At 53.0% G+C, this 26,152-nt stretch carries 22 protein-coding genes; 11 read left to right on the top strand and 11 right to left on the bottom strand.

Annotated features, from left to right (window positions below; all coding sequences use genetic code 11):
• Positions 1-21: 21 nt before the first annotated feature.
• Entirely contained in the window at positions 22-543 is a 522-nt protein-coding gene (locus FQ664_RS24735; RefSeq protein WP_144175584.1) for a helix-turn-helix domain-containing protein, read from the top strand.
• A gap of 99 nt (positions 544-642) precedes the next feature.
• Here FQ664_RS24735 and FQ664_RS24730 read toward each other — a convergent pair whose 3' ends face one another.
• Complete coding sequence (locus FQ664_RS24730) at positions 643-1,425, bottom strand: restriction endonuclease (protein WP_144175583.1); 783 nt, start codon at positions 1,423-1,425, stop codon at positions 643-645.
• Between the two features lie 504 nt (positions 1,426-1,929).
• Here FQ664_RS24730 and FQ664_RS24725 point away from each other — a divergent pair.
• The 3 genes from FQ664_RS24725 (at position 1,930) to FQ664_RS24715 (ending at position 7,148) form a co-directional block, all read left to right on the top strand.
• Entirely contained in the window at positions 1,930-2,487 is a 558-nt protein-coding gene (locus FQ664_RS24725) for a phosphoribosyltransferase (RefSeq protein WP_256676078.1), read from the top strand.
• 529 nt (positions 2,488-3,016) lie between these two features.
• A complete protein-coding gene (locus tag FQ664_RS24720; protein ID WP_144175581.1) occupies positions 3,017-3,730 on the top strand; it encodes a hypothetical protein in 714 nt (237 codons plus the stop codon).
• A 187-nt stretch (positions 3,731-3,917) separates the two neighbouring features.
• Positions 3,918-7,148, top strand: coding sequence for a hypothetical protein (locus FQ664_RS24715; RefSeq protein WP_144175579.1), 3,231 nt, complete (start codon positions 3,918-3,920; stop codon positions 7,146-7,148).
• Between the two features lie 695 nt (positions 7,149-7,843).
• On the opposite strand, the gene FQ664_RS27960 is transcribed toward FQ664_RS24715, so the two are convergent.
• The 3 genes from FQ664_RS27960 to FQ664_RS24700 form a co-directional block, all read right to left on the bottom strand.
• Positions 7,844-8,260, bottom strand: a complete 417-nt coding sequence (locus FQ664_RS27960) for a hypothetical protein (protein WP_256676076.1) — start codon at positions 8,258-8,260, stop codon at positions 7,844-7,846.
• Between the two features lie 41 nt (positions 8,261-8,301).
• Positions 8,302-10,248: a methyl-accepting chemotaxis protein gene (locus FQ664_RS24705; RefSeq protein WP_144175577.1), complete on the bottom strand. Its 1,947-nt coding sequence runs from the start codon at positions 10,246-10,248 to the stop codon at positions 8,302-8,304.
• Positions 10,249-10,571: 323 nt separating this feature from the next.
• A complete protein-coding gene (locus FQ664_RS24700) occupies positions 10,572-11,846 on the bottom strand; it encodes an OprD family porin (protein ID WP_144175575.1) in 1,275 nt (424 codons plus the stop codon).
• A gap of 457 nt (positions 11,847-12,303) precedes the next feature.
• On the opposite strand from FQ664_RS24700, the gene FQ664_RS24695 reads away from it, so the two are divergent.
• From FQ664_RS24695 to FQ664_RS24665, 7 genes are all read left to right on the top strand, one after another.
• Positions 12,304-13,023, top strand: coding sequence for a B3/B4 domain-containing protein (locus tag FQ664_RS24695; protein WP_144175573.1), 720 nt, complete (start codon positions 12,304-12,306; stop codon positions 13,021-13,023).
• Positions 13,024-13,026: 3 nt separating this feature from the next.
• The gene (locus FQ664_RS24690; protein WP_144175571.1) at positions 13,027-13,995 is read left to right on the top strand and encodes a LysR family transcriptional regulator; all 969 of its coding nucleotides are present in this window, start codon (positions 13,027-13,029) and stop codon (positions 13,993-13,995) included.
• 204 nt (positions 13,996-14,199) lie between these two features.
• Positions 14,200-15,603 carry an amino acid permease gene (locus FQ664_RS24685; RefSeq protein ID WP_144175754.1) on the top strand — a complete coding sequence of 468 codons (1,404 nt, stop codon included), beginning with the start codon at positions 14,200-14,202 and terminating at the stop codon, positions 15,601-15,603.
• A 19-nt stretch (positions 15,604-15,622) separates the two neighbouring features.
• A complete protein-coding gene (locus FQ664_RS24680; protein ID WP_144175569.1) occupies positions 15,623-17,266 on the top strand; it encodes a thiamine pyrophosphate-dependent enzyme in 1,644 nt (547 codons plus the stop codon).
• Positions 17,267-17,284: 18 nt separating this feature from the next.
• Complete coding sequence (locus tag FQ664_RS24675; RefSeq protein WP_144175567.1) at positions 17,285-18,475, top strand: amino acid aminotransferase; 1,191 nt, start codon at positions 17,285-17,287, stop codon at positions 18,473-18,475.
• Between the two features lie 109 nt (positions 18,476-18,584).
• Positions 18,585-19,541, top strand: a complete 957-nt coding sequence (feaR, locus tag FQ664_RS24670; RefSeq protein ID WP_144175565.1) for a transcriptional regulator FeaR — start codon at positions 18,585-18,587, stop codon at positions 19,539-19,541.
• A gap of 21 nt (positions 19,542-19,562) precedes the next feature.
• Positions 19,563-20,021 (top strand): MarR family transcriptional regulator, encoded by a 459-nt coding sequence (locus FQ664_RS24665; RefSeq protein WP_144175563.1) that lies wholly within the window; start codon positions 19,563-19,565, stop codon positions 20,019-20,021.
• A 4-nt stretch (positions 20,022-20,025) separates the two neighbouring features.
• Here the strand turns inward: FQ664_RS24665 and hpaI are convergent, their stop codons facing one another.
• The 7 genes from hpaI to FQ664_RS24630 all read right to left on the bottom strand — a co-directional run bounded on the left by hpaI (position 20,026) and on the right by FQ664_RS24630 (position 26,004).
• The gene (gene hpaI, locus FQ664_RS24660) at positions 20,026-20,823 is read right to left on the bottom strand and encodes a 4-hydroxy-2-oxoheptanedioate aldolase (RefSeq protein WP_144175562.1); all 798 of its coding nucleotides are present in this window, start codon (positions 20,821-20,823) and stop codon (positions 20,026-20,028) included.
• A 19-nt stretch (positions 20,824-20,842) separates the two neighbouring features.
• Positions 20,843-21,646: a 2-oxo-hept-4-ene-1,7-dioate hydratase gene (hpaH, locus tag FQ664_RS24655; protein ID WP_144175560.1), complete on the bottom strand. Its 804-nt coding sequence runs from the start codon at positions 21,644-21,646 to the stop codon at positions 20,843-20,845.
• Between the two features lie 8 nt (positions 21,647-21,654).
• A complete protein-coding gene (locus tag FQ664_RS24650; protein ID WP_144175558.1) occupies positions 21,655-22,065 on the bottom strand; it encodes a 5-carboxymethyl-2-hydroxymuconate Delta-isomerase in 411 nt (136 codons plus the stop codon).
• Positions 22,066-22,076: 11 nt separating this feature from the next.
• The gene (hpaD, locus tag FQ664_RS24645; RefSeq protein ID WP_144175557.1) at positions 22,077-23,000 is read right to left on the bottom strand and encodes a 3,4-dihydroxyphenylacetate 2,3-dioxygenase; all 924 of its coding nucleotides are present in this window, start codon (positions 22,998-23,000) and stop codon (positions 22,077-22,079) included.
• 93 nt (positions 23,001-23,093) lie between these two features.
• On the bottom strand, positions 23,094-24,554 hold the full coding sequence (gene hpaE, locus FQ664_RS24640; protein WP_144175555.1) for a 5-carboxymethyl-2-hydroxymuconate semialdehyde dehydrogenase: 1,461 nt from the start codon (positions 24,552-24,554) through the stop codon (positions 23,094-23,096).
• 5 nt (positions 24,555-24,559) lie between these two features.
• The gene (locus FQ664_RS24635) at positions 24,560-25,333 is read right to left on the bottom strand and encodes a fumarylacetoacetate hydrolase family protein (RefSeq protein WP_144175553.1); all 774 of its coding nucleotides are present in this window, start codon (positions 25,331-25,333) and stop codon (positions 24,560-24,562) included.
• The gene (locus FQ664_RS24630) at positions 25,333-26,004 is read right to left on the bottom strand and encodes a fumarylacetoacetate hydrolase family protein (protein ID WP_144175551.1); all 672 of its coding nucleotides are present in this window, start codon (positions 26,002-26,004) and stop codon (positions 25,333-25,335) included. The genes FQ664_RS24635 and FQ664_RS24630 overlap by 1 nt, the downstream gene beginning before the upstream one ends.
• Positions 26,005-26,152: the final 148 nt, after the last annotated feature.

Here is a 26,152-nt window from a genome sequence, read left to right as displayed (position 1 = left end):
AATGCATGGTATACGCCCACGATGCAATGCGTCAAAGCGTGGCCTTATCCTTTCTTTTCTCAATCTGGCGAAGAGATGGATTATCAGCAAACCTTGGGGCAGCTTTTGAAGGAGCTGCGCGTAAGCGGCGGCCATACTCGTGAGGCGTGTTCCGAGGTTTTGAGCCGTGACCACCTGGCTAGGGTTGAACAAGGCAAGCAGGGCATTACGACAGGAAAGCTTCAAGCGCTTTGCGAGCTGCTCGGGGTTAGCCCAAGCGTTGTGTTTTATGCCCTGGAAGCGAGGCTGGCCGGTATAACGTTGCAAAGCCAGAAGCATGAGTGGGACGAGCAGTTGGAGGAGCTCATACACACAGGTCGGCTGAGCTCAGAAGTACAGAGCAATGCTTCCCGGGGTGTTCGAGGGCTGCGCGCCGGAGAAACCTGCGAGGCAGTGCGCAAGCTCCAAGCGGACGGGATGGCGAAGATGCAGATCGTGCGTGAGCTGGGAGTGGCACGCAGTACGGTGGACAGGTATTGGCTGAAGGAATCAGTAGAGCCTTAAGCGGAAGCCGGGCCGCCTCCTGAGCTGTGCTGCCATTCACGCCCCTGCGCCTGCAAACTATTAGTCACAAGAGGCTTTTATTGTTGATCGGGAGGTTGCTCAATATGAGGCTTCTCTGTGGGAGGACAGTGATGCTGAAATCTCTCGATCATCTAATATGTATTTTGCTACAACCTTTGCGAACTCATGAGTTCCATGTAGCTCCATTCCTGGAAGTCTAGTGATTCTTTGATAGAACCGTATGTTTTGTATTTCGACTGGTCTTCCTGCGGCAAGGATAAAGAAGTTTTCGGTGCGCTCAGAATAATGTCCCTCTTCACTGTGAGAGAGATGTTCCAATAAGTCAGAAAGTGTTCCTATGTCTTTCGTGTGTTCGTCAAAGATTCTAATTTCACGCGGGCTTTGTTGCTGGATCATTTCGATGTGGGTGTGAGCTTCTTCGTCGCAAGCCTCGAAATCAACTATTATGTCCTCCTGATTCCTAAGCAGAAATTCGAGCGTGGCATCGGCAGTGGCCATTTCGATATCCGTACTGAGTAGTATTATTCCATACTCGGCGGCGAGTAACTTTGCACCTTCTTGGTAGCCTTTTGTTGTGACGAAAATCCCCTTGGCGCCTCCTAGGTCTTGCAGCTTTGTATGAAAGCTAGCAACATGCTCTTTTTTGACAGGGTTTTTCCAATATTTGCATTCGACGCAGAATAGTTGCTTTGCTCCAGCAATGATTAGCTCCCAGCAAACATCAATCTGATGTTTTGCGCCACTTTTTCCTCTAAGCGTAACGTCGTGTTTGACTTGGATTCCCGAAAACCCTTCGTCATCTATAAGTCTTTGATGCAGCTCTTGTATCAGCATCTCATATTGGGTTGATGTGAAATCCATTTTTTTTCCTGGTGAGGTATTGTACGCGTGGCCAAGTTTGCTGCGAGGCTTGTTTTGAAGGTTTGGAGCTCCCTTCAAGAATGATCCGGGCGCCGATCGGTCGACCCTAGGAAAGAATGGGCGATCAGCTGAGCATCTTCAGAAATGGCATTTCGATGGCTCATCCCAGGAACCCTTTCAAGCCATCATGACTTGCGGCGATGGTAAGGTAAATCCCCTAAAAACCTCTTATCTGGCGCCGCTCAACTCGCTAGCCGTAAGGCTGGGCTGGCATTATGATGGTGCGCTTTGCCGCCTATTATCTGTTCTCTTGTTCGGGGTAAACCTTTGGGACTTGTCGTCACGCAGAACCTAGTCACGGTTGACCACGCCGTCAGGGAGCATTTGATCACCACTGTGGATGGCAACCCCAAAACGGACATCCGGGAGTGCGGGCTAAAGGTCACCTCCCTTTTCACACGGATCAAGTCCTCTGCAAAGAGGAGCCGGGATCGGAAGGCCAGCGTGATCGGCGATAACTGCCCGCTCCTGTACGCCCTCAAAGGCAAAGACGGCCTCACGACCAATATCACCTCCATCAAACGCCTGGCACATAGCGGTAGCGAGATCCTGGCGGTGATTGCCGCACAAACCCAAGCCGACACGGTGGTGTATATGCCGTCAGGCTACAGTTTGAGCCGCATCGTGGCGTCGCGATGCGCCTCCGTGCTCAATGCTGAATTGGCCCATGATGTCTTCGTAAAGTCGACCAAAATGGAAGCCTTTGACATGATCCGAAGAGCAGAGGACAACGGCGAAATCACTGGCGATGAACGCAAAGGCCTACAGTTCAGGCTGAAAAAAGCTGATGGCTTTCCCCTGAAGGTGATCCCGGTGGAGTATCGCCACCTGTTCACGCCTCTTCGGCGCAATCCAGCTTTTCGTGGTAACGTTACTGGACGTGTCGTGTTGGTTGACGACCTCCTGGCCACGGGGCGAACGCTCACAGTGGCCAAAGAGATCGTCCAGGCGATGAACGGCGTCACTTCGGTGGAAGCAGTGTGCCTGTTCAGCGACGTGTGATGCTTTACAAGGTGTATCCCCTTCGCTATTATTGATCACGAGTGTGCATGAGCCTCCCCGCTCGTTAAATCCAGATGAGGCCCGCGTAGCACCTCCCAGGGTCAGTCCGTAAAGGGCAAGTAATGGGACGGTTAGGCAGCGGCTAACCCCTCAACCTTCTAGGTTGTTGAAGCGTCATAGGGCTCACGCCCTACCTCTTTCAAAGCCGAGTTCATGCTCGGCTTTTTCTTTGGCGCTAAATGCGCACCTGTATTCCTGCGTCGCTCCTAGACCCAGATTCCGCCTTTTTGACCTCCACTCACGAACTCAAGATTCGTACTCGGATGCTGGTAATCCCGTAACCACACATCTTTTTTGCGAACGTTGCGCTGTTCATACATCCTCTACTGTGCATGGGCTTTGGAGCCACTGGCCCATTCCAAGGGGGCTTCGCGTCGCCCTGCAGCCATGCTATGTGGTGTCATCCTGCCATCATTCTGGCGTTGGATGGGGGAGTAGCTAGGCCCATTTCACAAGGATAGTTTCGGTCATGACGTACATTAACTTGCCCAGTAATCAGCAAGCTGCAATCAGCGATGTTGATGAGACGGTGCTTCGGGCTGCAGTGCGCAAGTGCCTGGATGAAGAGCGCATAGGGCCGATTCATGGCCTTGGGCTCAGTGGCTGTGGCCCCTACGTGGGTACCAAGCTTCACGCGTTCCAACAAGCGATCGCTGAGTACAGCAAGGCCAAGGCCCATGCCAAGCGCGAACGGACTCGGCAAGATGCGCTGCGCGCCGGCAGTGACCTCGTTCGCGCGGTGCAGCAAATGAAGGGCCGGCTCGAAACTGAGCGTCAAGAGGGGGAGCTATTCTTCATTGATGATCAGATTAGGCCGCCCTTCCATCTCAGCAAGCGACTATCAGTGCAGGTTGCATTCCGCTGGCGAGCGTCGCCGTCTGCGGACTGGAAGCACGGTCACCTGACGTTCGTCTACGATTTCTCCCCTCAGCCCAGCTACACCCTGCCGCTGCCCAAGCGCAAACCCAGCGCTGCGCAGGCAGCGAGGGATCTCGAAGACAGCCTGTACCGAGAATGGGAGCGCTTGAAGGCTCAGGCGCTGTTCTCTATGAGAGAGTTCTTCCGCGAGGGCGGCGATGGGGATGCTGTGCCAGATGTGTTCGCAGTAAGGCCTAGTCCCTACGGCGGGGGCTTGAATAATTTCAGCTGTAATTTTTGGCAGCCCGAAAGGACAACACCATAATTGCGAGCAAGCATCAGCCTGGTTGGCTATGGCTGATGTGAACAATCGTTCGCGCACCAACTCTGCGCGGGTGTCCCGCAGCATCGTGAACCGCACACCATACAGATGACGTCGAGGCCTGCGTTGACCTAGGGCTAGAGCGTTGAGCGTAGCCGGGCGATGCCATTGGTCATTTCAGGAGTGGATGATGGACAAGGAACAATCGGCTACCAAGATCAATGGCCCTAAGCCGCAAGACTTTCTGCGAGCGAGACGTCCAGAGCAGTTTTCGGACTCGGTAAAGCTACAGGAGTCGACTATCGATCGCTCCATGCTGGAGTACCACTTCGAGACCCTGAACAACCGAAGCCAAGAGCTTGAGTTCGAGATATTCGTACGCAAGCTTTGTGAGCGAGAAATCTGTCCCAACCTGGTTGCCCAGACCGGCCCGACTGCGGGTGGAGACGGTAAAACCGATACCGAAACGTACCCTGTAGCCAGCCAAATCGCCTTTTTCTGGGGATTAAACGAGGCTCCGGAGTCTGAGCGATGGGCATTCGGTGTCAGCACCCAGAAAGACTGGAAGACAAAATGCACGAAGGATGTCGAGAGCATCATGTCCACCGGGCGTGGGTACTCACGTATCTTCTGTGTCTCCAGTCGATTCATCAAGAACAGCCTGAGGGCGCAGCTTCAGGATGACCTTTCGGAAAAGCATGGCGTCAAGGTCACAATCCTTGATCGAACCTGGCTGCTTGATAAAACACTGCAGCCCAAGAATCAGCAGCTTGCCATCGATTACCTAGGTCTTACAGGTAGCATTGAGAGCAAAATTCAGATCGGCCCATTCGACGCTGACAAGCAGATCCAGCTAGCAGACATCGAGCGCCAGATCGAACAGATTGAAGATCCAGGCCGTTTAACGCTCTCCCAGGTCGACCTCTACACCAAGCGTGCCATCATCTACAAAGAGCTGGAGCGGGATGCCGTCGCTGTTGAGCACCAGTTCAATCTCGCTGTGCGGACAGCGAAAAAGTTCGGCACCCAGAGGCAGCATTTCGATTCCCTTTATCAGCTGACATGGGCCGCGTATTGGTGGCTGGAAAATGCCGAGCTCTTCGAGGACACCTTTGAGAAAGTACTTGGCGTGGCTCAAGAGACCGACAACGTTGAGGTCTGGGAAAAAGTCGTAACGCTGTTCAATCTGGTTGTCACCACTCATCGAGACGGCAAGTGCACCCTCGATGTGGCCTCCATAGAAGCCACCATTCGAGAGAAGTTGAACTCGATAGCCGACGACGCGGATATGATCAGCGGCGCATTGCAAGCCAAGACGTCATTGGCGCTCCTGGATCTGTTGGCTGCTAAAAGCGAGGAGCAGGTCAACAACACCTTCAGGTCTTTGGGCGCCATCGCTGATAGGGCTCATAAGCTGATTGGATACCCCATGGCTCGCCTCGTCAACTTACTGGAAGCTCTCGATGTAGCCTTCGGAGATCTCAAAGCTTATGAAGACCTAATGGATAAGCTCATTGATGATGCCGGTGCACGGGAGAACAGTCGGATAAAGGCGGATAAGTATCTGAGACGAGGAGCACTGAGTAGCGACAAAAAGGATTACTACAGGGCAATCAAGTGCTTCGGGTTGTCTCTGTATGGGTTGTATAGCAGCGAAAGCAAGACGGAAATGTTCGCTGCCCTTTATATGTTGTCCCATGCTTACGAGAAGCAGGGCCTGCTCTGGGCTGCGCGAGGTGCTGCGCTGATGGCAGCTTACCTTGTCACCTCTGACGCACTGAAGGAGCAGCGGAGCAGTGCTAAGCAAGCTGCTATTTACCAGCAACTCATGTGGATTGAAGGTCAGCTGGGTCGCTTGGGTCAGTCATTAACTTGGTATCACCTAGCTCAACTGATCTCTCAAACACTGGATGAAGAACTGTGGACAGAAAATCAGAAAATGAGTTATGAGGCTCTCATTGGTAAGCTATTTCTTAATGCCAATTTCTCGGATATTGAAAGGCTAGCTTGGCTGCCGGACAAGCTAAATCAGTTAGATTTATGGCTCAGTGCCGATGCGCTATTGATTTGCTTAGGCCATGAAGATAAAGCAGGGCCCGAAGGTGAACCTATTGACCTTCAATTTATAAATATGTGGCGCAGCATTGATATGGGCGCTCCGGTGGCCCCGCTCGACCTTTATCTAGACCGCTGGACGACCATAAGCTCCTACATTCTGGGTTGTAAGGTGTCCGTATCCTTCCCCGTGAAGTCCCCTTGCATGGAGCTAGCGCAGCAATTGCTGACTGTGCTGGAAAGCTTCTGCGCGCCGATGATGGCAGACCACCTAGCGTCTACATTGCCCGCTGTAAATATTGATATCTCGTTGGAGGATGAGGACGACTTCATACTGCAGCACAGTTTCGATACTGCTGCACAGGTAACTTCTGCTGAAATCCTCTGCTCGCCGTTCAGTATCGCCAATTTAACCGACGAGCAACGAGATACAATCAAGGATTTCTACAGTGAGTTCTGCCTCCGTTTTGTCACCATCATCTGCCCTCAGATTGGCTGGTCGAGGTTGGAAGAAATGCTTCGAGATGATAAAGCCTTGGAGCGATCCGTTGTCTTCAACTGTAATATTGGATTGGACAGCTATTTCATGGGGCGTGATGCTGTCCCAGGAATTGCTTCTCATCAGGACGCGTCCCTAGAGTTGCACCAGCCGACTCGTTGCGTGACTTGGTTTGAGCATCACAACATTGAGCCAATGGACTGGCGACCTAAAGCTGATGTTTCCGAGGAGCGACCAAAACATCCGTTCCAATTCTCAACCCTTAAACATAGAGAGTTGAAGATTTCATCTCTCATTCAGGTCAGTCTGTGGGATCAAGCTGGTTGGAGGGGCGTAGGTTTTCAAGGGGGTGGAGGGCGGATTCCTGCTATCGTATTCCTCTTTGAAAATCCGATAGTTGGGGAAAGAATTTTTTCAAACATTGCTAAGACTGTTGGCGATAAAGATCCTAGCAATACGTTGCGTATCGCATTGATACGCGGTATTAACAAGCAGAACCCCGCGCACTATCGAGTCGTGGTTACAAGTAATCTTGATCGGGAAGATGACTCATCGAGTATTCATTCGGCCTTGTCCAGAATTCTTACGGTCACGCCGGACTCCTCTGAGAATCTGGATAGGTTCCTGAGCGATTATGAAAACTACAAAAGGTGCTATGTCGTCACGGTGGATGCAAAGGGGAGACCCACACATCATTTATCAACTTCAGGGGTTGTGGTTATAAATGCTTGGGAAATTGATGATAACCACCTAGAGATTACGGCACTTCAACCTGATGACGATGTGTTGATCCCGGAGGGGATCGATAGTCCTCCGATCAGCCGTGCTTTGGCGAGGATTCGTTCATCGGAAGGCCGGAAGGCATAGACACCCAAGGGTGGTTACCCCAGGCGTGCATGCGTGGCGCCTGGGGAACGTGTGTCTTCGTGACCAACGACGTATTGAGCTGCAGTCGGATTTCATTCGTAGTGCAGCTCACCGAACAACCCAATCATGAGATCCCCTTCGAGCACCTCAAAAGGTAGTGTGACGTATTGATCTCGATGGCGAGGTAGCGCCTTTCCATCGTGTGGTGCGTTCTTCGTGTGACCTTGAGCCTTCTCCCCGTTCTCTTTGATATAGGGAAGCACGACGATCCGGCCATGGTTCTTGGAAAGGATTGTTCCCTCATGCCACAAGGTCTTCCCGTCATCGCTGCTCGACTCGCTCCCAGTGTTTTTACGACCCACCGAGGCACCCCATCGTCCTCATACCAGAACACGAAGCCACCGCAGACCAATACCCTTTGGCCACGCATCCTGGCCTCGGCGAGCGTCTGCTTGACGCTCGCTAACTGCAGCAGCTGATTGGCTCGCGGAAGTAGCAGTGCGCGTATCTCTGCTTTGGTTCTCCCCCAGTGGTCTGCTCCCGAAAGACCATACCCTTTGGCTGTCACTTCGCGCAGACAGATCTGCGAGCGCTTGGGAGTCAGGGCTCCGATGTGTTCCCATGTCCGGTCATCGATACGGCCAAGGCACGCATTGAATCGCGGCAGGGCCACCACATCCACATAGGGGGCGCGTTCAAGCTCCTCGTGAAGCGGTTGGCGCAAGCTCTCCATCGTATTGTGCAGTTCCAACTCGTGCATGGAGAGACGGGGCAGATGCGCGTTTCGCCTGATCGCCTTCGCGCTCCATGAGCTTCTCTTCTCCCTGGATACGGCGCGCCGCCGTCAGTGCTTTCTCGACTTTCAGGGTGGTCGAGCTCTGAAGCACAGGATCCAGTACCCCCTGAACGACCAGTTCACTGGTGCGGCTGTTGAATTCGTCCGCAGCTTCCATGGCCTCCTCGTAGGAGGTGAAAACAGCTGCCCTCGCATGTCCGCTGCCGTTATCGTAGAAGTAACGCTTCCAGGACAGCTGGGAGTCGGGGAAGAGCTTGAGTGCCCGCAGCTGCCTCGTCCATCCGATGCGGAATTGCCGGAACGGAAGGACGGCCAAGCGTACATCATCTGCAACGAGTTCGATCCTGGAAGCGCAGGTCAAAACTTGAACCGCCCGACCAGCCCTTTCAATTGAGCTGAAGTCTCTGTCAAGCGATTCGAGCCTGTTTGCGCCGATTTGGCAAATACTTCGACCAGCTGTGCGTCAGAATGGATTTGAGCGACGTGGCGATTGATCTCCTCAGCCACCTGGTGCTGCTCCTCTGCCGCTGTAGCGATATGAGCATTTTGGTCACGGATTGAGTCCACGGAATTGCGAATTTTGTCGAAACTATCGCGTGCCTGATGGATGAATTTTACGCTGTCCTGCGACCCCTCCAGACTTTTCTGCATCTGCTGACTCACCTCTTGAGTTCGCTGCGCAAGGTTGGCGAGCAGGCTGTCGATCTCGCCGGTTGAGTCAGCAGTACGCCGTGCCAGGGCACGTACCTCGTCCGCCACTACAGCAAACCCTCGACCCTGGTCGCCGGCCCGTGCTGCTTCAATGGCAGCATTCAGGGCCAATAGGTTTGTCTGTTCAGCGATAGAGCGGATGGTATTGAGGATGGTGTTGATATTCTTGCTGTCTTGCTCAAGCGTTTGCAGAGTTTGCGCTGACTGCTGCAGGTCATCACTTAACCTGAGGACGCTACCCGTAGCTTCGGCGACGCGCTGCTGTCCATCGTGAGCTTCACGATAACCGATGTCAGCGCTGGAGGCAGCATGACTGCAAGAACGGGCCACTTCGTTAGCAGTTGCCAACATTTCGTTGAAGGCGGTACTTACCAATTCCACCGCTTCGCGCTGCCGCGTCGCAGCTTTTGACATGTTGATCGCCACTTCGCTGGTGTCAGCTGCCGCCTCTTGTAGGTCGGAGGACGCGCTGCCGATGCGGCGCATAAGTTGCGCGATCATGCCAAGGAACTGGTTGAACCAGGCTGCCAAGGTTGCTGTTTCGTCCTTACCCCGCACTGCTAGTTCTCGCGTGAGGTCGCCCTCACCTTCAGCGATTTCCTGAAGACCATCGGCTACACCTCGAATAGGGCGGCTAATCGTATTAGCGAACCTTACGCCGACAACGGCGAAGATGACCGCTAATAGGACTGCAATGAGTCCAATGATAACTGTCATGTCGTTGGCTCGCGCCATCACGTCTTCAAGTTTGATCAAGCTAATATAACGCCACCCCATACCTGGAGAACTAACCACGTTGGCGATGTAAGTCACACCGTCGATCTCGACTTTGGTCACTCCATCTCTGGTCGTTGCCAACGTAGAGTATCCTGGCCCTAGGTCAGATAGCGGTTTGAAGTTGTTTTTCTCGTTTGCGGGATCGACCAATACGTTTCCATCGGCCTCCACTACCATTAGATACCCGCTGTCCCCTATTTTGATGGCCTTAACCAAGTCGGTTAGCTGCTTGAGAGAAACTTCCACTCCTACAACACCAATTGGATTGCCATTTGTATCGGCAATAGCGCGAACTGTACTGACAAGTACTACATCATCCAGTGCCCAATAGTAGGCACTCGTGCGAATGGTTGAGTTAGGTGCAGCTGCCATGGCGGCCTTGTACCAAGGGCGCACTCGTGGATCGTAATTGGCCAGTTTAAGGTCTCTTGGCCAGCCTACGAAACCACCATCGTTTAGACCCAAGGTAACAGAAAATGTGGTTGGATGAGTGGTGGCGAACCTGTCGAAGACGCCCAAAACCAAGCGATCATTCTCGGTAAAAGGAATTTGTTGCGCGTTGGCGGAACTATATTTTTTTAATCCATTTGCGGTGGTAATCTGAGGATCTTTAGCGAGATGTTCAACGTTCTGGCTGATGCTGTCGAAAAATTGCTTAATTCCGTTATCTATATGGCGAATTTCACGGGTGCTACTTTCAAGGAAATAAGCCTTTGCGTCTCCACGTAGATTAAGAACGACAAGCGCTGCGACCAGAGCCACCGGAAGGCAGCCTATTGCTGCAAATGCCCATGTAAGTTTTTGCTTGATGCTCATGATTTCTCCAGCGCGAATTCTTGGTTTTTAGCTGTGGGAATAAAGCCATGCTAGCAGGCCCACGCCTTGAGGTATTAGGCAAGTAGATGTTTTGAAAATAATCTAAGAGTCTATTTTTTATCGATGCGTGGTTATCAGAAAATGGCTGGCCTAGAAGGAAAAAACTCCCGAGGCTGTCGGGAGTAAAGGAGCGCGCGTAACAGGGGAGAATAAAAGTCATCGAATTTCACTGCGCCACTCCATGGCGCGAAACAAAAGCGGTGATGTTTAACTAAGCTATCACCGCAATAAGGCAATGTCTGGTGTTGATCTGAGGGGCTTGATTAGAATATGTTGATCGGGTACTCAACAAAAGCCCTTACTTCATTGCCGTCCTCATTGTAGTCGCGAGCATTATTTGATACTCGCAGCCAAGAACCTCGCAGCTTAAGTTTCAGGTCTTTAGCAGGGCCGCTTTGGACAACGTATTGAATTTGGTTGAAAATTTCCCGCTCGCTACCATCGCCATCATTGGTGCGAATATTATCACCGTGAACATACGCAATTCTGTATGAGAGTCCGGGGGCACCGTACTCAGCAAAATCGAGGGAGTATGCAACTTGCCAAGAGTGCTCATCCTCCGCATTAAAGTCTGACCAGTAAGAGTTGGCGAGGAAGATTGTGCTGCCGCCGTCTCCGACACCGCCAATATTCTGGTACCTGCCATAGTTATAGCCCGTGTCCCCCGAACTACGTTGGTGGGCTAAAGTAACAGCGTGAGGGCCGAACACAAACGTGGCGCCCAAGCTCCATATAATGTTGTCACGACCAGTTCCGAGTTGTTCCGAGTATGCCTTGTCCAGTCGGGACTTGTATGCGTTCAAGTCAAGTGTGAGTGAAGTGTTATTTTCGAACGGAAGGGTATACACTGCGCCCAAATAGTGCTTGGTGAGCCGGTCTTCAACGTCGGATGTGTAGAGAGAAGCGCTTAAGTTATCGCTGAGCTCATAGCTGCCGCCAATTAAGTCAATATTCTTCAGGCCGCCGCTGTCACGCCCCTCAGCACTTTTTCGCACCTCTGCAGTTAAGTGTGCGGCATTGACTTCAAGCCCCTTTAGCTCCTTCGATGTCACCATCCAGCCGGTATAGGTTTCTGGTAATAGCCGAGCATCATCGTGATTCAAAACAGGGAGTGTTGGCCTTAGGTCGCCATATTTAAGAACGGTATTTGAGGCCCGCAGCTTGATTGCACCGCCTGCACGCGATAGATCATTCGCAGCTTCGCCACTATCACCTTGCTTGAAGAAATCGATACCCCCAGCGCCCGATTTACCTTTACCACCATCCAGTCTCAGTGCATAAAAACCGAATGCATCAGCACCAAACCCTACAGTCCCTTGGGTAAAGCCAGACTCGAACTGGCCCATTACTGCTTGGCCCCATTCTGCCTTGTCTTGGCGCTGATTATTGTAATCTCGATTGATATAGGCGTTTCGAAGAAGGACTTTTAAATGGCTATCTTCCATGAAGCCGTTGGCTGAAGACTGGTCGCTCGCAAATGCGTTGAAGCTCAGGGCTACTCCCAGAGGAGCTGCCATAAACAATGTTTTTTTCATTATTATCCCTTGTTGTGTTTTTGATGCGCTGGCTGTCGCAAGGGCTAATTGTCCCTGTTGCGATTATTGGGTGATAGATTTGCACTTCTCTTCGACATCCAGGGCGTAGCCTCCGGACGCGCGAATAGTAAACAATTTATCTTTTAATCGTTATATGGCTATGAGGGGCATCGGGCGGTCTCTTTGGATTTTTGTTATTTTTGAGTGAAGCCGAGGGCTTTACTGCTGGCATTTTTGATTTGTCGAAGCTATCAAAGCTTTCCCGATTCTAATATCTGATTTCTGAATACTTGGGCTTCAGGATTCGAATAGGCTCAGGCGAATCATCAAGGATGAGGCCTTGAGTCCTTGCTAGCTATTCGGAATGTGAATAGTTGGATTTCGAATTCTGTATAGAAGATGCTGCTAAGGGGGATGATATAGTCCAAGGCGAAATCACCTTTAAGGAAAGGAACCGCCAGTGACAGCGTTCTCTTATACGATCAAGCCCGAAATTTTTTCTGACTACCCTGACTACGTTCGAGGGGTCGTTGTATTTAGAGAGCTAGATAACGCTGCGCTCCATGCTGAGATCACGCAGGAGCTTCGCGCGAGTGAGGGAGCGCTGCGCGAGCGGATCCAAGGCAACCCTGCGGAATTCCCACAGATTGCCGCCTGGCGAGATGCTTATCGCAAATTTGGTGCGAAGCCGTCGGAGCACAGGAGCTCGATCGAGGCCCTGAGCAGGCGCGTTCTAAAGCCGGACTCCCTGCCCGATATCAACGCTCTGGTGGATATCGGCAACCTTCTGTCCCTGCGATATGTGCTGCCTGCGGGAGTTCACCCCATCTCAGCAGGATCCCATGAGATCGAGCTGCGTAAAGCCAAAACCTCAGACACCTTCCTGGCAGAGCCAGATAAAGATCCAGAGTTCATGACACCTGGGGAAGTGGTGTTGGCCTCAGGTGGGCGCGTATTGACTCGTAGGTGGACGTGGCGACAGGCAGCTGACACTAGGACGCTTCCTGAGACGAATTGTGTTTTCTTCGATATCGATGGCCTGGCTCCTACAAGCTTGGAGGAAGTGCAAGCTGCCATTGCTGACCTGAAACAGCTGGTAGGTAAATTCTGCGGTGGCGAATGCGTGGGATACGCCATACTGGACGCAAAGAACCCGACGATGAACGTTAACCTGGGATAGCCGATGAACCCTGCCTTCAGTAGCCTGACCATACTGCAATTGAGGGCATTGGTGACGATCCTTGATGTGCGTAACCTGAGCAAGGCTGCGGATATTTTGGGTACCAGCCAGCCAGCGATCAGTAGGTATCTAGCTCATGCTCGCGAGGCTCTGGGTGACCCATTGGTGGTTCGCAAGGGCCGTCAGTACGTTCTAACCGAGCGAGGCGTTGAGGTAATTCAGCCGCTCAAGGATATCTTGGCGCGTCTGGAGGGCATGACATCTACCATCAACTTTTCTCCTGAAAAATGTGATCGCCGCTTCAGCATTGCAGGGTCGGACTACGTTGCGCAGTACATCCTTCCTGATCTGATGAGGGATCTCGCGGTGGTTGCTCCGAAGGTCAGCGTCGATTACCGCAGCTGGCAAGCCAACCATTATGACTGGCTTGCTAATGGAGAGGTTGATCTTGCGGTCAGCATGGTCGCCGAAACGCCAGCGGATTATCACGGTCGCATGATCGGGGAGGATCATGCTGTTTGTTGTATGCGGCTTGACCACCCAGTTTCTTTGGCTCAATCCGTTGATCAAGAGGCCTATCTAAAGTGGCCTCATGTCAAGATCACAACAGGCGGGGACAAGGATAGCTTTATTGATGCGTTCCTTCGCAAATCTCAGCACAGTCGCACATTGAAATTGACGGTGCCATACTACTCGGCTGCATTGATGGTCGTTCAGCAGAGTGATGCATTGCTCACTCTGCCTGAACATATTGCCCGTAAATGGTCAGAGATGGGCCTGGTGTGCTATCGCCCAATATCTTTCCTGCAACACCAATTCCGATACTGGGTGGTATGGCACTCGCGAACCCAGTCATCTCCCGAGCAGCAGTGGTTCAGGCATTTCATATACCAGCATTGTCGTGCATCTCATTTCCTGAGCCCTGGTGATCGCTCGCCATCGCTGCTCGGGCCTGATGTATCTGCAAGCTGAATAGTTGCTATGCAGGGATGATTACTGCCATCTGCTCCTGTAGGTGATACCTTGCGTCTCAATCGATGAGCTATTGTCTTTTCGATAAGAACGGTACCCAATAATTACAAAATGGGTAGCCTACACCTCAATCTGCCAAAATCACATCTGGCCTGTCACTTTGGTGACGCTTTAGGCTGATGCATCACAATTGAGAAAAACATGATGAGCAGAGATCAAGAGTCTGGGCAGGCGCTCGTGCGCGGCCTGTCGAATCGTCACATTCAAATGATCGGATTGGGCGGTGCCATTGGTACCGGTCTTTTTCTGGGTAGCGCGGGTGTAATTAAGTCAGCTGGCCCCAGTTTGCTAATTGGATATGCTTTTGCGGGAATGATCGCATTTCTTATTATGCGGCAGCTCGGAGAAATGCTCGTGGATGAGCCTGTGTCTGGCTCTCTCAGTTACTTTGCTCGGAAGTACTGCGGCGGATTCTTAGGGTATTTGACTGGGTGGAACTATATCGCAGCTTATGTCCTGGTCGGCATGGCGGAACTTACGGCAATTGGTAAGTTCATCCAGTTCTGGTGGCCAGAGGTTCCCACCTGGATCACGGCCTCGTGCTTCTTCGTAATCATCAATGCCATGAACCTACTAAACGTTCGCTTTTATGGCGAAACGGAGTTTTGGTTCTCATTGGTTAAGGTTATGGCCATCGTTGCCATGATTGGCTTCGGAAGCTGGCTGCTCTTTGGCCCTACGCCTCCACCTGAGGCTGCTGTGTCGAACCTCTGGGCGCATGGTGGATTCTTCCCCCACGGGATTGGCGGATTGCTGATGGCTTTGCCATTCATTATGTTCGCGTTTGGTGGTCTGGAAATGATTGGCTTCACTGCTGGTGAAGCTCGTGAGCCGAAAAAGACCATCCCATTGGCCATCAACCGTGTCCTATACCGTATTGGCATCTTCTATATTGCTGCCTTGGCTATCCTGTTGGCACTCACCCCCTGGGACACCTTGGTCAGTTCTCTGGATAATGCGGGTGATCCCTACAGCGCTAGCCCGTTCGTTAAAATCCTGAGTCTTTTGGGTAGCGATTTCGCGGCGAACCTGCTCAACCTTGTAGTTCTTACTGCGGCAATGTCTGTCTACAATGGCATCGTGTATTGCAACGCACGCCAGTTGTTCGCTCTCGCACAGCAGAATCAAGCGCCTAAGCGATTCTTGAAACTGAATGGTAACCGCGTGCCTGTGAATGCTTTGCTTGCAACAGCGCTTATCACTGGTATTGCCGTAGTAATCAACTATTTCTCCCCAAATGGAGCTATTGAAATCCTGATGTCGTTGACTGTCTCGGCCACTGTCATCAATTGGTTGCTCACAAGCTATACGCATCTGAAGTTCAAGAAAGCTAAGGCCGAAGCAGGAGAGGAACTGGCGTATAACTCCCCTCTGCACCCTTACAGCAACTATCTGTGCATTGCTTTCATTGTAGGGTTGCTCGTTCTTATGGCTTTCATTCCTTCAATTCGGATTGCGGTGTGGCTCATTCCTCTCTGGCTGATAGTGATTTATGCCAGCTATAGAAAAACCCAAGTTGGTGCGAATCGCGCAGTTAGCTTTGAGTAAATTGCATTAGGTGATACAAATGAAAACTGAGAACTCTACAGCTGTAACCATGACTGGCGGCGATGCTATCGTCCAAGGCCTAAAGGCTCACGGTGTTGATACTGTATTTGCACTCCCTGGTGCTCAAATTTACGGTTTGACTGATGCGCTCGCTCGTAACACCGACTCGCTGCGTATCTTCGGTGCCCGCCACGAGCAGACCAGCGCTTACATGGCGTTTGGTTATGCTCGCTCCACTGGCCGCCCAGGCGTGTTCACTGTGGTGCCTGGCCCAGGCATTCTGAACGCCAGTGCTGCGATGCTTACGGCACATGGCTGCAACGCGCCAGTGCTGGCTTTGACTGGCGACGTCATGAGCGCTTTCAAGGATCGTGGTCGTGGCCAGCTGCATGAGCTCCCTCGCCAACTGGAAATTCTACAAAGTGTGGGCAAGTACGCTGCTCACATCGAGCAACCAGCTGATACATCCTGGCATGTTGCCCGAGCGTTTCAGGAGATGTGCTCGGGCCGGCCAGGCGTCGTGTCTCTTCAAGCATCTTGGGACTACTTCACCAAACCAGCTGCTGTAGCTCCCCAAGCGCCGCTCCCGCTGAAGCCAACCCCGCCAGTCGATTCTGATGCGGTAGAGCGTGCGGCTGGGATTCTCAGCAAATCTAAAGCACCAATGATTTTTGTTGGCTCTGGCGCACTTGAGGCCAGCAATGAAGTCAGTCAACTGGCAGAGGTTCTGGGGGCACCAGTTGTAAGTTTCCGTGGTGGTCGTGGTGTGGTAAGCGATGATCATCCCCTGGGCTTCACTGTGGCTTCCGGCTCTCGCCTTTGGCCGCAAACCGATGTGGCCATCGTCATCGGCTCGCGATTTGAGCTTCTGGACATTCGTTGGAGGCATCGCCCAGAAGGGTTGAAGATCATCCGTATCGACATCGATCCTGCCGAGGTGCGCCGGATCAGCGCTGAGGTCAACCTGTTGGCTGATGCAGGCGAAGGCTCTAAAGCGCTTGCTGAGGCCATACTGCGAGTAGGCGCGCCTAAGCACAGAGATGCAGATCTGGCCGAGGCAAAAGCATCGGCTGAGCAGGCTATTCAGTCTGTACAGCCACAGTTGAGCTACTTGCGCGTTATTCGAGATGTCTTGCCACGTGATGGCTTCTTCATCGAAGAAATCTCGCAGGTTGGTTTCACTTCGATTTTCGGCTTCCCGGTATACAAGCCTCGCACCCTCGTCACATCGGGTCACCAAGGCACCCTGGGCTTCGGTTTCCCAACTGCACTTGGTGTGAAAGCGGCTCATCCAGACAAAGCAGTGGTCTCGATCTGCGGTGATGGCGGATTCATGTTTGCTGCCCAAGAGCTTGCTACCGCTGTTCAGTACAAGCTGAACTTGGTCACCATCGTTTTCAACAACAGTGCTTATGGGAACGTGTATCGGGATCAGCAGGAGAGCTTCGGTGGCCGTCTGCTCGGCTCCGAGTTGGTCAACCCGGACTTCGTGAAATTCGCTGAATCCTTCGGCGTAGAAGCCCACCGGGTCAATACCCCGGCCCAGCTTCGTCCCGTCCTGGAAAAAGCTTTCGCTGCTGATAAGCCGATTCTGATTGAAGTCGTGGTTCCTCGTGGTGGGGATACCAGCCCTTGGACTTTCTTGCACCCGACTTTCAACTGAATCCAAAGGTAACTTAAAATGCTTGAACAAGTAGAGCTTTATCCGGGCGACCCGATTCTCTCGCTGATGGATGATTTCCATAAAGATCCACGAGCTGAAAAAGTGAATCTCAGCATCGGCTTCTACTACGACGAAAACGGCAATGTACCCGTGCTGACGTCCGTGAAAAAAGCCAAAGAGATACTGGATGGCCGTGTTGAGGAGCCAAACCTCTACCTTCCTATGGATGGGCTGCCCTCTTTCCGTACCCAGGTACAGGAATATCTGTTCGGTGAAGCGAATAGCTCCCACGGCGCACGGATTGCCACAATCCAAACCGTGGGTGGGTCTGGTGCGATCCGGGTAGGCGCAGACTTTTTGAAGCGCTATTACCCTAACTCACAAGTCTGGGTGAGCGATCCAACCTGGGACAACCATCACGCTATCTTCAAAGGTGCAGGTTTCGATGTGCACCGATACTCGTACCTGAAAGATGGTGGGCGATCAGTCAACTTCAAAGGTATGTTGGAGACATTTAAGTCTCTTCCAGAAAACACTATCGTTCTCTTGCATGCGTGCTGTCATAACCCGACCGGTTTGGATCTGACGCCTTCGCAGTGGGACACCTTGATTGAGCTCTTCTCCAGTAAATCTCTGATTCCATTCCTTGATGCTGCGTATCTGGGGATGGGGGATGGTTTGGATGAGGATAGTTATGGCATTCGAGCTCTTGCAGATTCTGGCATCACGGGACTGATCAGCAACTCATTCTCGAAAGTCTTTTCTCTGTATGGTGAGCGCGTCGGCTCGTTGTCCATCATTTGTGAGTCATCAGAAATCGCGGAGCGGACAGGCGGTCAACTGAAAGGTACCGTCCGTACTAACTACTCCAATCCCCCTCGCTTTGGCGCGGAATTGGTGAGCATTATTCTGTCGAACTCCGACCTTCGGGCTGAGTGGCGAGCTGAGTTGGAGTCGATGCGTGAGCGCATGGTGACCATGCGGCATGCCCTGTATGACCAGATCAAAACGATCCGTCCGGAGGCCGACGTTGAGTATCTCGTCACTCAGAAAGGAATGTTTAGCTTCAGTGGCTTGAGCGCAGAAGCTGTTGACAGAATCCGTGACAAGCATGGCATCTACTTCATTCGCAATGGTCGGATCTGCATCGCTGGTCTCAATGAGTTCAACGTATCCAAAGTAGCTACTGCGATTGCTGCAGAGTCATAAGGTCTTCGTTAGGAAGTTACCTCTTAGCGCCCCTTAGGGGCGCTTTTTTTATATATCTATTTCAGGCGTTTGCACAAGTATTTCATGTGTTCAACAACGAGGTGTCGTGATGGCTGGCCTCCAAGAATGTGGAAACTCGGTGTCTCAGTGGAATTTTGCAGTGCGTGCCGTTTGTGGGCCATACGAGACAGAGGTTAATCGAAAGTACGCCAAATTCGTTGGTGATGTCGCGTCCGGGACGCGGGGTGGGCTTCCATTCGCTCGGTTACGAACCAACGCAGCTCGTGTCAGGCGATGTGCTCGTGGAGCGGATCGAGATAATGATCAGCAATGCGTGCTCCTTAGTCAGAGCATTGGCCAGGCCCGGGTGATTCACGACGGTTTCACTTACCACCTGATGCCTGGAGACATTGTGCTCCTCGACAGCACAGGGGCATGTGAAATTGAACCGAAAGGTTTGATTGAGCACATGGCTATTTCTCTTCCGAAACCCATGGTCGCTCGGCACATCAGTCCTGGTCGAAGCCTTCAAGGGATGGTGGATCTGAACTCTACTTCCGGTCGCCTATTGCGTTTATTGCTGGCCCAGCTGTCTGAAGAAGATCAGAAGCTTTCTGAACTTGAACAGCATGGAGTACTATCTGCAATTCTTTGCCTACTCGGTTCAGCCCTCCAAAAGCAGAACGAACAGCCATCAAAAAAATCAACTCGAAGAACCGCTGCAGAATTGAGAGTGGAAGCGGAAGTCTTTATCCAAAACTCAATCGCATCTCCCGAGCTCAGTCCTGCATTAATTGCTAGCGTTCTCAATGTTTCTCTGCGTCAGCTGTACCGATCGTTCGAGGAAAGTGGGGGGTCTGTGTACAGATACATACTGGCAAGCAGATTAAAGCACTGCGCTTCGGAGCTTACAGCCGCTGGCACAATAGGAATATCTGTTACTGATATTGCCTATAAATGGGGGTTTTCAGACTCAGCGAGCTTTAGTCGCGCTTTCAAGCGCCATTTCGGATTGGCGCCACGTGAATATCGTATGGTTTTTCGCGATCAGAATAATATCGTTTAAATTTGCAAGAAAGGCTTGTGTATGATTGATTCGCCAACTTATATGAACTTAAGACTTTCGCATGTTCGTGAGTTTTTTATGCGGAACTTAAGGCCGGCTTTAAATCGCTATAATGTAACAGAGCAGCAATGGCGAGTTATTCATGCCCTCAGCCACCATGGCCCAATGGAGTTCAGCCAGCTCGCCCATCAGTGCTGCATTATTAAGGCAAGTTTTAGCTCTATCCTAGTAAGGATGGAAAGTTTAGGCTACATTTCTCGAAAAAAATCAAACTCAGATCGGCGGCGGATAATAATTGCGCTAAAGAAGCCAGGGGCAGATCTGTTTCTGCAGCTGTCCAATGACATGGCTATCAATCAGAGAGAGCTTAAGGAAAATCTAGGTGACGAGCGTTGGAGTTCGTTACTTTTACTAATAGATGAGTTAGATCGACTCGTGCTGCCGCTGGAGAGCATTGTCCCCAGCGACAGGCACCCCTAAAGGCCTAATAGACGGTGCTAGCCGGCACCTCAGGGCTGTCAGCTCCTTTGAATTTTCCGGCCAGGGTTTTCAGTCCCCTCATCAGAACCGATGTATCTACACCGACCGCCACAAAAGTCGCCCCGAGCTCAAGATAGTGCCGAGCGAGTTTCTCATCCGCACTGAGGATCCCAACAGCCTTGCCTGCGTTCTTCACACGTAAAATGGCATCTTCAATTACGCGCTGAACTTCGGGGTGACCAGGATTGCCCCGGTGCCCTAGAGCAGCGGAAAGATCAGCAGGCCCTATGAAGACGCCGTCTACTCCCTCAACGGCAGCGATCGCATCCAGGTTGGACAGTCCCACCTGATTTTCCACCTGTACCAGCAGGCAGATTTCCGCATCGGCTTTGTCGAGATAGTCAGTAATCGAATTCCAACGTGAAGCGCGTGCCAATGCGCTACCGACACCGCGAATCCCGTTAGGGGGATACGTCACCGCCTTCACCAGATGCTGCGCCTGCTCTGATGTCTCCACCATCGGCACCAATAGAGTTTGGGCACCCACATCAAGCATTTGCTTGATTAGGGCCGGATCACCCACCACCGGGCGGATGATCGGCTGCGATGGGTATGGGGCAATGGCTTGAAGCTGCCCAAGAGTGCTGCGAAGGTCATTCGGAGCGTGCTCACCATCTATCAAAAGCCAGTCAAAGCCCGCGTTCGCCGCAAGCTCTGCACAGTAAGGGTCTGCTAAGCCGAGCCAGAGACCGATCTGCGGTTCACCCTTCTTGAGACGAGATTTGAAGAGATTCTGCTGCATGATTGAAGCTCCTTCGTCTTCAAATGAACCGGCAAGTGATGCTACCCAGCTGGTCGTAGTCGACATGGAAGGTATCGCCAGGGCTTGCGGCAACTGGCCGGGTAAACGAGCCGCCCAAGATGATCTGTCCAGGTTCCAGAGTGACATCGTACGGAGCCAGTTTGTTTGCCAGCCACGCAACACCTTTAGCTGGATGGTTGAGCACAGCGGCGCTTACACCGGACTCTTCGATCACGCCGTTGCGGTATAGAACTGCAGGGATCTTCCGGAGGTCGACGTCAGTAGGGCGTACTGGACGACCGCCCATGACGACGCCGGCGTTCGCTGCGTTGTCGGAGATCGTGTCGAATACCTTCCGGGTCACTTTGGTCTGTGGATCGACCTGGTGGATACGGGCGTCAATGATTTCCAGTGCAGGAATGACCCACTCAGTCGCATCGAGGACGTCGAACACAGTGACATTTGGGCCTTTGAGAGGCTTGCCAAGGATGAAGGCCAGTTCAACTTCTACCCGTGGGACGATAAAGCGGTTAAACGGGATGTCAGTACCTTCCTCGAAGATCATGTCATCGAGCAGTGCGCCATAGTCGGGCTCTGTGATGTTCGACGAGACCTGCATGGCACGTGATGTCAGCCCTATTTTGTGGCCCACCAACTTTCGGCCAGAAGCAATTTTTTTTGCCACCCAGGCCCGCTGAATAGCGTAAGCATCTTCGATGGTAATTGCCGGTTGTGAAATCGAAAACTGACTAATTTGCTCGCGCGTGCGTTCAGCTTGGTCGAGTAACTCTGCGCATTGTTGGATGATATCGTGGTTGAGCATGGCAAACCTCAAGTTACTTTGTTGAACAGCGAGTGCAGGCTACTGTGTTTTGCATCAAACACCTGTCCAACGCTTTCATCTATTTGCAGAGTTAGGCCGATAGGGCGTTTTTGTAAAAGGGCGTCCAAGTGACTACGTAATGTTCCCAGTAGTGCTTGGCCGACCGATTGATGCACGGCAGGGCTGCGTCCGGCGCCAATTCGTAAATTGGCATAGAGGAATCCGTACTGACCTTGCCCGTCGGCAACTGCGCAATGCGCTGCAGGGTAGGCAAGTACACGAGTTCCCCCCGTGGGGAAGACTTTTTGGCCTGTTTCGTCTTTTTGCTCAAGCATGGTGTCAGCAAGAGCACGGCATAGAGCTGACAAGTCTGCTTCAGCCTCCAAATCGGGCGTGTAGAGCAGAACCAGGTGAGGCATGACGGCGCTCCCTATAGTCGACTGGTGGATACGACAGCAGCGAGGTTCGCGGCTTGCGCTGCTGGGATACGAGTGCCGCTTTGCGGGGTCACTGGGAAGATGGCGTTGATTTGCCCAGTTCCGGAAGAGCCGAAGTAAGGCGTTATGACTTCTGCTTTGCCGTCATAGTCTGACCATCCAAGCGCGCCCAGCAGCATGGCTGTGTCGTGCATGAAACCCTCGCCGTGGCCTTTCGCGGCATACTCAGGCAGCATTCCGCAGAACTCTTCCCATTCACCGTTTTCCCACATCTTCACCACGCGCTCATCGAGAACCTGGAGGAAAGGACTCCAAATTTTCTCGGCGAATTCCGGGGCTTGGCCATTTTGAGCAAAGCGATGAGAGAGAGAGCCACTGGCCAAGAATGCGACGGTTCCGTCATAGTGCTCTTCGACAGCTTTCCGCATCGCCCAGCCAAGGCGCGCACTGTCAGCAAGGTAATGAGAGGTGCAGAGCGCTGACACCGAAATTACTTTGAAGTGTTGATCCTGGTTCATGTAACGCATCGGCACCAAAGTTCCGTATTCCGGGCCTAAGGTTGTAGCGTCGTGAGCCATCGTCTCGACTTGGAAGCGATTACATTCTTCAGCTAGGATTTTTCCAAGCTCTGGGTTGCCAGGGAACTCATAATGCATGTTGCTAATAAAGTGCGGAAGCTCGTTGCTGGTGTAAACACCTTCAAAGTGCGGGCCGCAGAGAACGTGATAATTCGCGTTCACTAGCCAATGGGTATCGAAGACGATAATAGTATCGACGCCCAGTTCGCGGCAGCGGCGGCTGATTTCGTAATGTCCATCAATGGCGGACTGTCGCAGGCCTTGTCGCGGGCCAGGCAGTTCGGACAGGTACATAGACGGAACGTGTGTGATCTTAGCTGCTAGTGCTACTTTGCCCATGAGTGGAATCCTTATTCTTGTTAGATCCCGCAGCACCAGGCGAGCTTGGCGGTCGTCAGAACAGCAAGCTCGCCCAGTGCGTTGGGAAAATCGCTAAACGCCCCAGCGTGGGATGTGATGGCTGCCCATGGAAATGCAGACGTTCTTGATTTCTGCAAAGACTTCGAAGCTGTATTGGCCGCCTTCGCGACCGGTGCCCGAGCCTTTCACGCCACCGAACGGTTGGCGTAGGTCGCGTACGTTCTGGCTGTTGATGAACACCATGCCGGCCTCGATACCACGTGCCAGCCGATGGGCCTTACCAATGTCCTGAGTCCAGATGTAGGAGGCCAGGCCGTACTCGGTGTCGTTGGCCAGGCGCAGGGCCTCGGCTTCGTCCTTGAACGGGATCAGGCACGCCACTGGGCCGAAGATTTCTTCCTGGGCGATACGCATGTTGTTGTTCACGTCGGCGAACACGGTTGGCTGGATGAACTGCCCTTTGGCCAGGTGCGCCGGCAGGTTGGCTGGACGCTCCAGACCACCCGCGACCAGGCGCGCGCCTTCCTCGATGCCGATGCGGATGTAGCCGGTCACCTTGTCGTAGTGGGCCTGGGTGATCATCGAACCGACCTGGGTCTTCGGGTCGGTCGGGTCGCCGACGATCAGGCGTTTGGCGCGGGCGGCGAATTCGGCGACGAACTGCGGGTACACGCTCTCCTGGATGAAGATCCGGCTGCCGGCGGTGCAACGCTCGCCGTTCAGCGAGAAGATGGTGAACAGCGCGGCGTCCAGGGCGCGCTCTAGATCAGCGTCTTCGAAGATCAGCACAGGCGACTTTCCGCCCAGTTCCATCGAGTACTTCTTCAGGCCGGCGGTCTGCATGATCTTCTTGCCGGTGGCGGTGCCGCCCGTGAAGGAGATCGCGCGTACATCCGGGTGGCGCACCAGCGCGTCGCCGGCAGTGGCGCCGTAGCCCTGGATGACGTTGAGCACGCCGTTGGGAATGCCGGCTTCGACGGCCAGACGGCCCAGTTCGTTGGCGGTCAGCGGCGACAGCTCGCTCATCTTCAGTACGGCGGTGTTCCCCAGCGCCAAGCACGGCGCGGTCTTCCAGGTAGCCGTCATGAATGGCACGTTCCACGGCGAAACCAGGCCGCATACACCCACTGGCTGGTACAAGGTGTAGTTCAGCATCTGGTCATCGACCGGGTACGAATGGCCGTCCATGCGTGTGCAGACTTCGGCGAAGAAGTCGAAGTTGTGCGAAGCGCGTGGGATCAGCACGTTCTTGGTCTGGTGAATCGGCAGGCCGGTGTCGAGGGTCTCCAGCTCGGCCAGCTTCGGCACGTTCTGGTCGATCAGCTCACCGAGTTTGCGCATCAGACGGGCGCGTTCCTTGGCCGGGGTATTGGCCCATTTCGGGAACGCTTCCTTCGCAGCAGCTACGGCCTGGGCGACCTCTTCAGCGCCGCCGCTGGCGACTTCGCCAATGGCTTCGCCGGTAGCCGGGTTGTAGTTGACGAAGGTGTCTTTGCTTTCGACCTCACGGCCATTGATCCAATGTTTGATCATGATGATTACGCCTCTTTATTTCGTGAAGCGAAGAACTCCGCCTCGCTGACAATACGGTTCACCAGACGGCCTACGCCTTCTACTTCAACGATTACCTCATCGCCCGCGACCACATCTGCCAAGCCTTCGGGAGTACCGGTAGCGATCATGTCGCCGGGCTGCAGGGTCATGAAGCTGGAGAAGTATTCGATCAGGTAGGGGATATCGAAAATCATGTCCGCAGTGGAGCCTTCTTGTTTCAGCTCACCGTTGACCCACGTGCGCAGGGTCAAATTATTCGGATCGGGAACGTCAGCTGTGTCGATAATCCACGGGCCCACCGGGGTGGTGGCGTCGCGGTTCTTCACGCGCAGGTTCGGCCTGTAGTAGTTTTCCAGGTAGTCACGGATGGCGTAGTCGTTGCACACGGTATAGCCGGCCACGTACTGCAGGGCGTCTTCGCGTTTGACGTTCCGTGCCGGTTTGCCGATAACTGCCACCAGTTCGCACTCGTAGTGCATGTAGGTAACGCCATCCGGGCGCCAAGTGACCTGGTTGTGGCTGGTGTACGTACCAGGCGACTTGATGAAGGCCAGCGGTTCGGTCGGTGGCGCAAAGGCCAGCTCGGCGGCGTGGTCGGCGTAGTTCAGGCCCAGGGCAAACATGTTGCCATTGGCGGGAGGTAACCATTCCACCTGTGCTTCTGCGATCAGGCGTCCGTCGCCCAATCGCACTGCGTTATCAGCCTCGACGGTAACATCGTGCTCTTGGCCTTCGAAACGGATGCGGGCATGTTTCATTAGCGGATCTCCTGCTCTTCGACAATGTGGTTGGCAAGGTGGCCGAGTGAAGTGATTTCAACCTCAACGTGGTCGCCAGGTCGAATGTCGACCCTGCCTTCTGGAGTGCCGGTAATTAGGAGGTCACCTTCATGGAGTGTCATAAACTCGCTGAGCTCGGCGATCAGCTCAGGGATGCTGCGCACAAAATTGGCAGTGGAGTTTTGCTGATGCACTTCACCGTTAACCCGAAGAGTGATCGTCAAGTTGTGCGGATCAGCGATTTCGCTAGCGGATACCACCTCCGGCCCAAATGAACAGAAGCCGTCACGACACTTGGCCTTGACCGCCGGGCGGTAGTAGCTGTCTTCCGGCAAGCTGAACTCATTGACGATGGTGTAGCCGGCCACGTGCTCCATGGCATTTTCGACGCTGACGCGGCTAGCGGTCTTGCCGATCAGAACGCCGAGCGCCGGGCCCGCCTGCAAGCGCTCTACATTAATCGGGTATACAACCGCGCGATTGTGAGCATTGCGGGTGTTGGGCGTTTTGATGAACAACACAGGCTTAACGGGTAGTTGCTTGTAAGGCGCTTGTTCGAATTCCGCGAGACGCTGGTTCAGCAAACCCTTATAGTTCAGCGCAATGCCGAACAGAGTGCCATGCACCAACTCATCTAAGTTTTGGGACATCAATGGTCTCCTAGTTAGCTCGACCAGGCTTGGCCGTTATTTTTTATTGATACTGAGCACTAATGCCGGCAGATAGTTATTGCGGTGGTGTAAACCACCGCTGGAAGAGCTTGCCATCTGAAATTGAATGCGTTCAGTCCTATTGGCT

The sequence above is a fragment of the Pseudomonas persica genome, from assembly GCF_900291015.1.
Classification (GTDB): domain Bacteria; phylum Pseudomonadota; class Gammaproteobacteria; order Pseudomonadales; family Pseudomonadaceae; genus Aquipseudomonas.
Note: the sequence above shows the minus strand (reverse complement) of the source record. Positions and strands in the feature narration are given on the sequence as shown.

Excerpts from the sequence above, each read along its gene's own strand:
- hpaE (WP_144175555.1), bottom strand. The coding sequence starts at position 24,554 with ATGATCAAACATTGGATCAATGGCCGTGAGGTCGAAAGCAAAGACACC.
- FQ664_RS24630 (WP_144175551.1), bottom strand. The coding sequence starts at position 26,004 with ATGTCCCAAAACTTAGATGAGTTGGTGCATGGCACTCTGTTCGGCATT.
- FQ664_RS24650 (WP_144175558.1), bottom strand. The coding sequence starts at position 22,065 with ATGCCTCACCTGGTTCTGCTCTACACGCCCGATTTGGAGGCTGAAGCA.
- FQ664_RS24665 (WP_144175563.1), top strand. The coding sequence starts at position 19,563 with ATGATTGATTCGCCAACTTATATGAACTTAAGACTTTCGCATGTTCGT.
- FQ664_RS24675 (WP_144175567.1), top strand. The coding sequence starts at position 17,285 with ATGCTTGAACAAGTAGAGCTTTATCCGGGCGACCCGATTCTCTCGCTG.
- FQ664_RS24690 (WP_144175571.1), top strand. The coding sequence starts at position 13,027 with ATGAACCCTGCCTTCAGTAGCCTGACCATACTGCAATTGAGGGCATTG.
- FQ664_RS24715 (WP_144175579.1), top strand. The coding sequence starts at position 3,918 with ATGGACAAGGAACAATCGGCTACCAAGATCAATGGCCCTAAGCCGCAA.
- FQ664_RS24680 (WP_144175569.1), top strand. The coding sequence starts at position 15,623 with ATGAAAACTGAGAACTCTACAGCTGTAACCATGACTGGCGGCGATGCT.
- FQ664_RS24705 (WP_144175577.1), bottom strand. The coding sequence starts at position 10,248 with ATGAGCATCAAGCAAAAACTTACATGGGCATTTGCAGCAATAGGCTGC.
- feaR (WP_144175565.1), top strand. The coding sequence starts at position 18,585 with ATGGCTGGCCTCCAAGAATGTGGAAACTCGGTGTCTCAGTGGAATTTT.
- FQ664_RS24635 (WP_144175553.1), bottom strand. The coding sequence starts at position 25,333 with ATGAAACATGCCCGCATCCGTTTCGAAGGCCAAGAGCACGATGTTACC.
- FQ664_RS24735 (WP_144175584.1), top strand. The coding sequence starts at position 22 with ATGCAATGCGTCAAAGCGTGGCCTTATCCTTTCTTTTCTCAATCTGGC.
- hpaH (WP_144175560.1), bottom strand. The coding sequence starts at position 21,646 with ATGCTCAACCACGATATCATCCAACAATGCGCAGAGTTACTCGACCAA.
- hpaI (WP_144175562.1), bottom strand. The coding sequence starts at position 20,823 with ATGCAGCAGAATCTCTTCAAATCTCGTCTCAAGAAGGGTGAACCGCAG.
- FQ664_RS24730 (WP_144175583.1), bottom strand. The coding sequence starts at position 1,425 with ATGGATTTCACATCAACCCAATATGAGATGCTGATACAAGAGCTGCAT.
- FQ664_RS24720 (WP_144175581.1), top strand. The coding sequence starts at position 3,017 with ATGACGTACATTAACTTGCCCAGTAATCAGCAAGCTGCAATCAGCGAT.
- hpaD (WP_144175557.1), bottom strand. The coding sequence starts at position 23,000 with ATGGGCAAAGTAGCACTAGCAGCTAAGATCACACACGTTCCGTCTATG.
- FQ664_RS24685 (WP_144175754.1), top strand. The coding sequence starts at position 14,200 with ATGAGCAGAGATCAAGAGTCTGGGCAGGCGCTCGTGCGCGGCCTGTCG.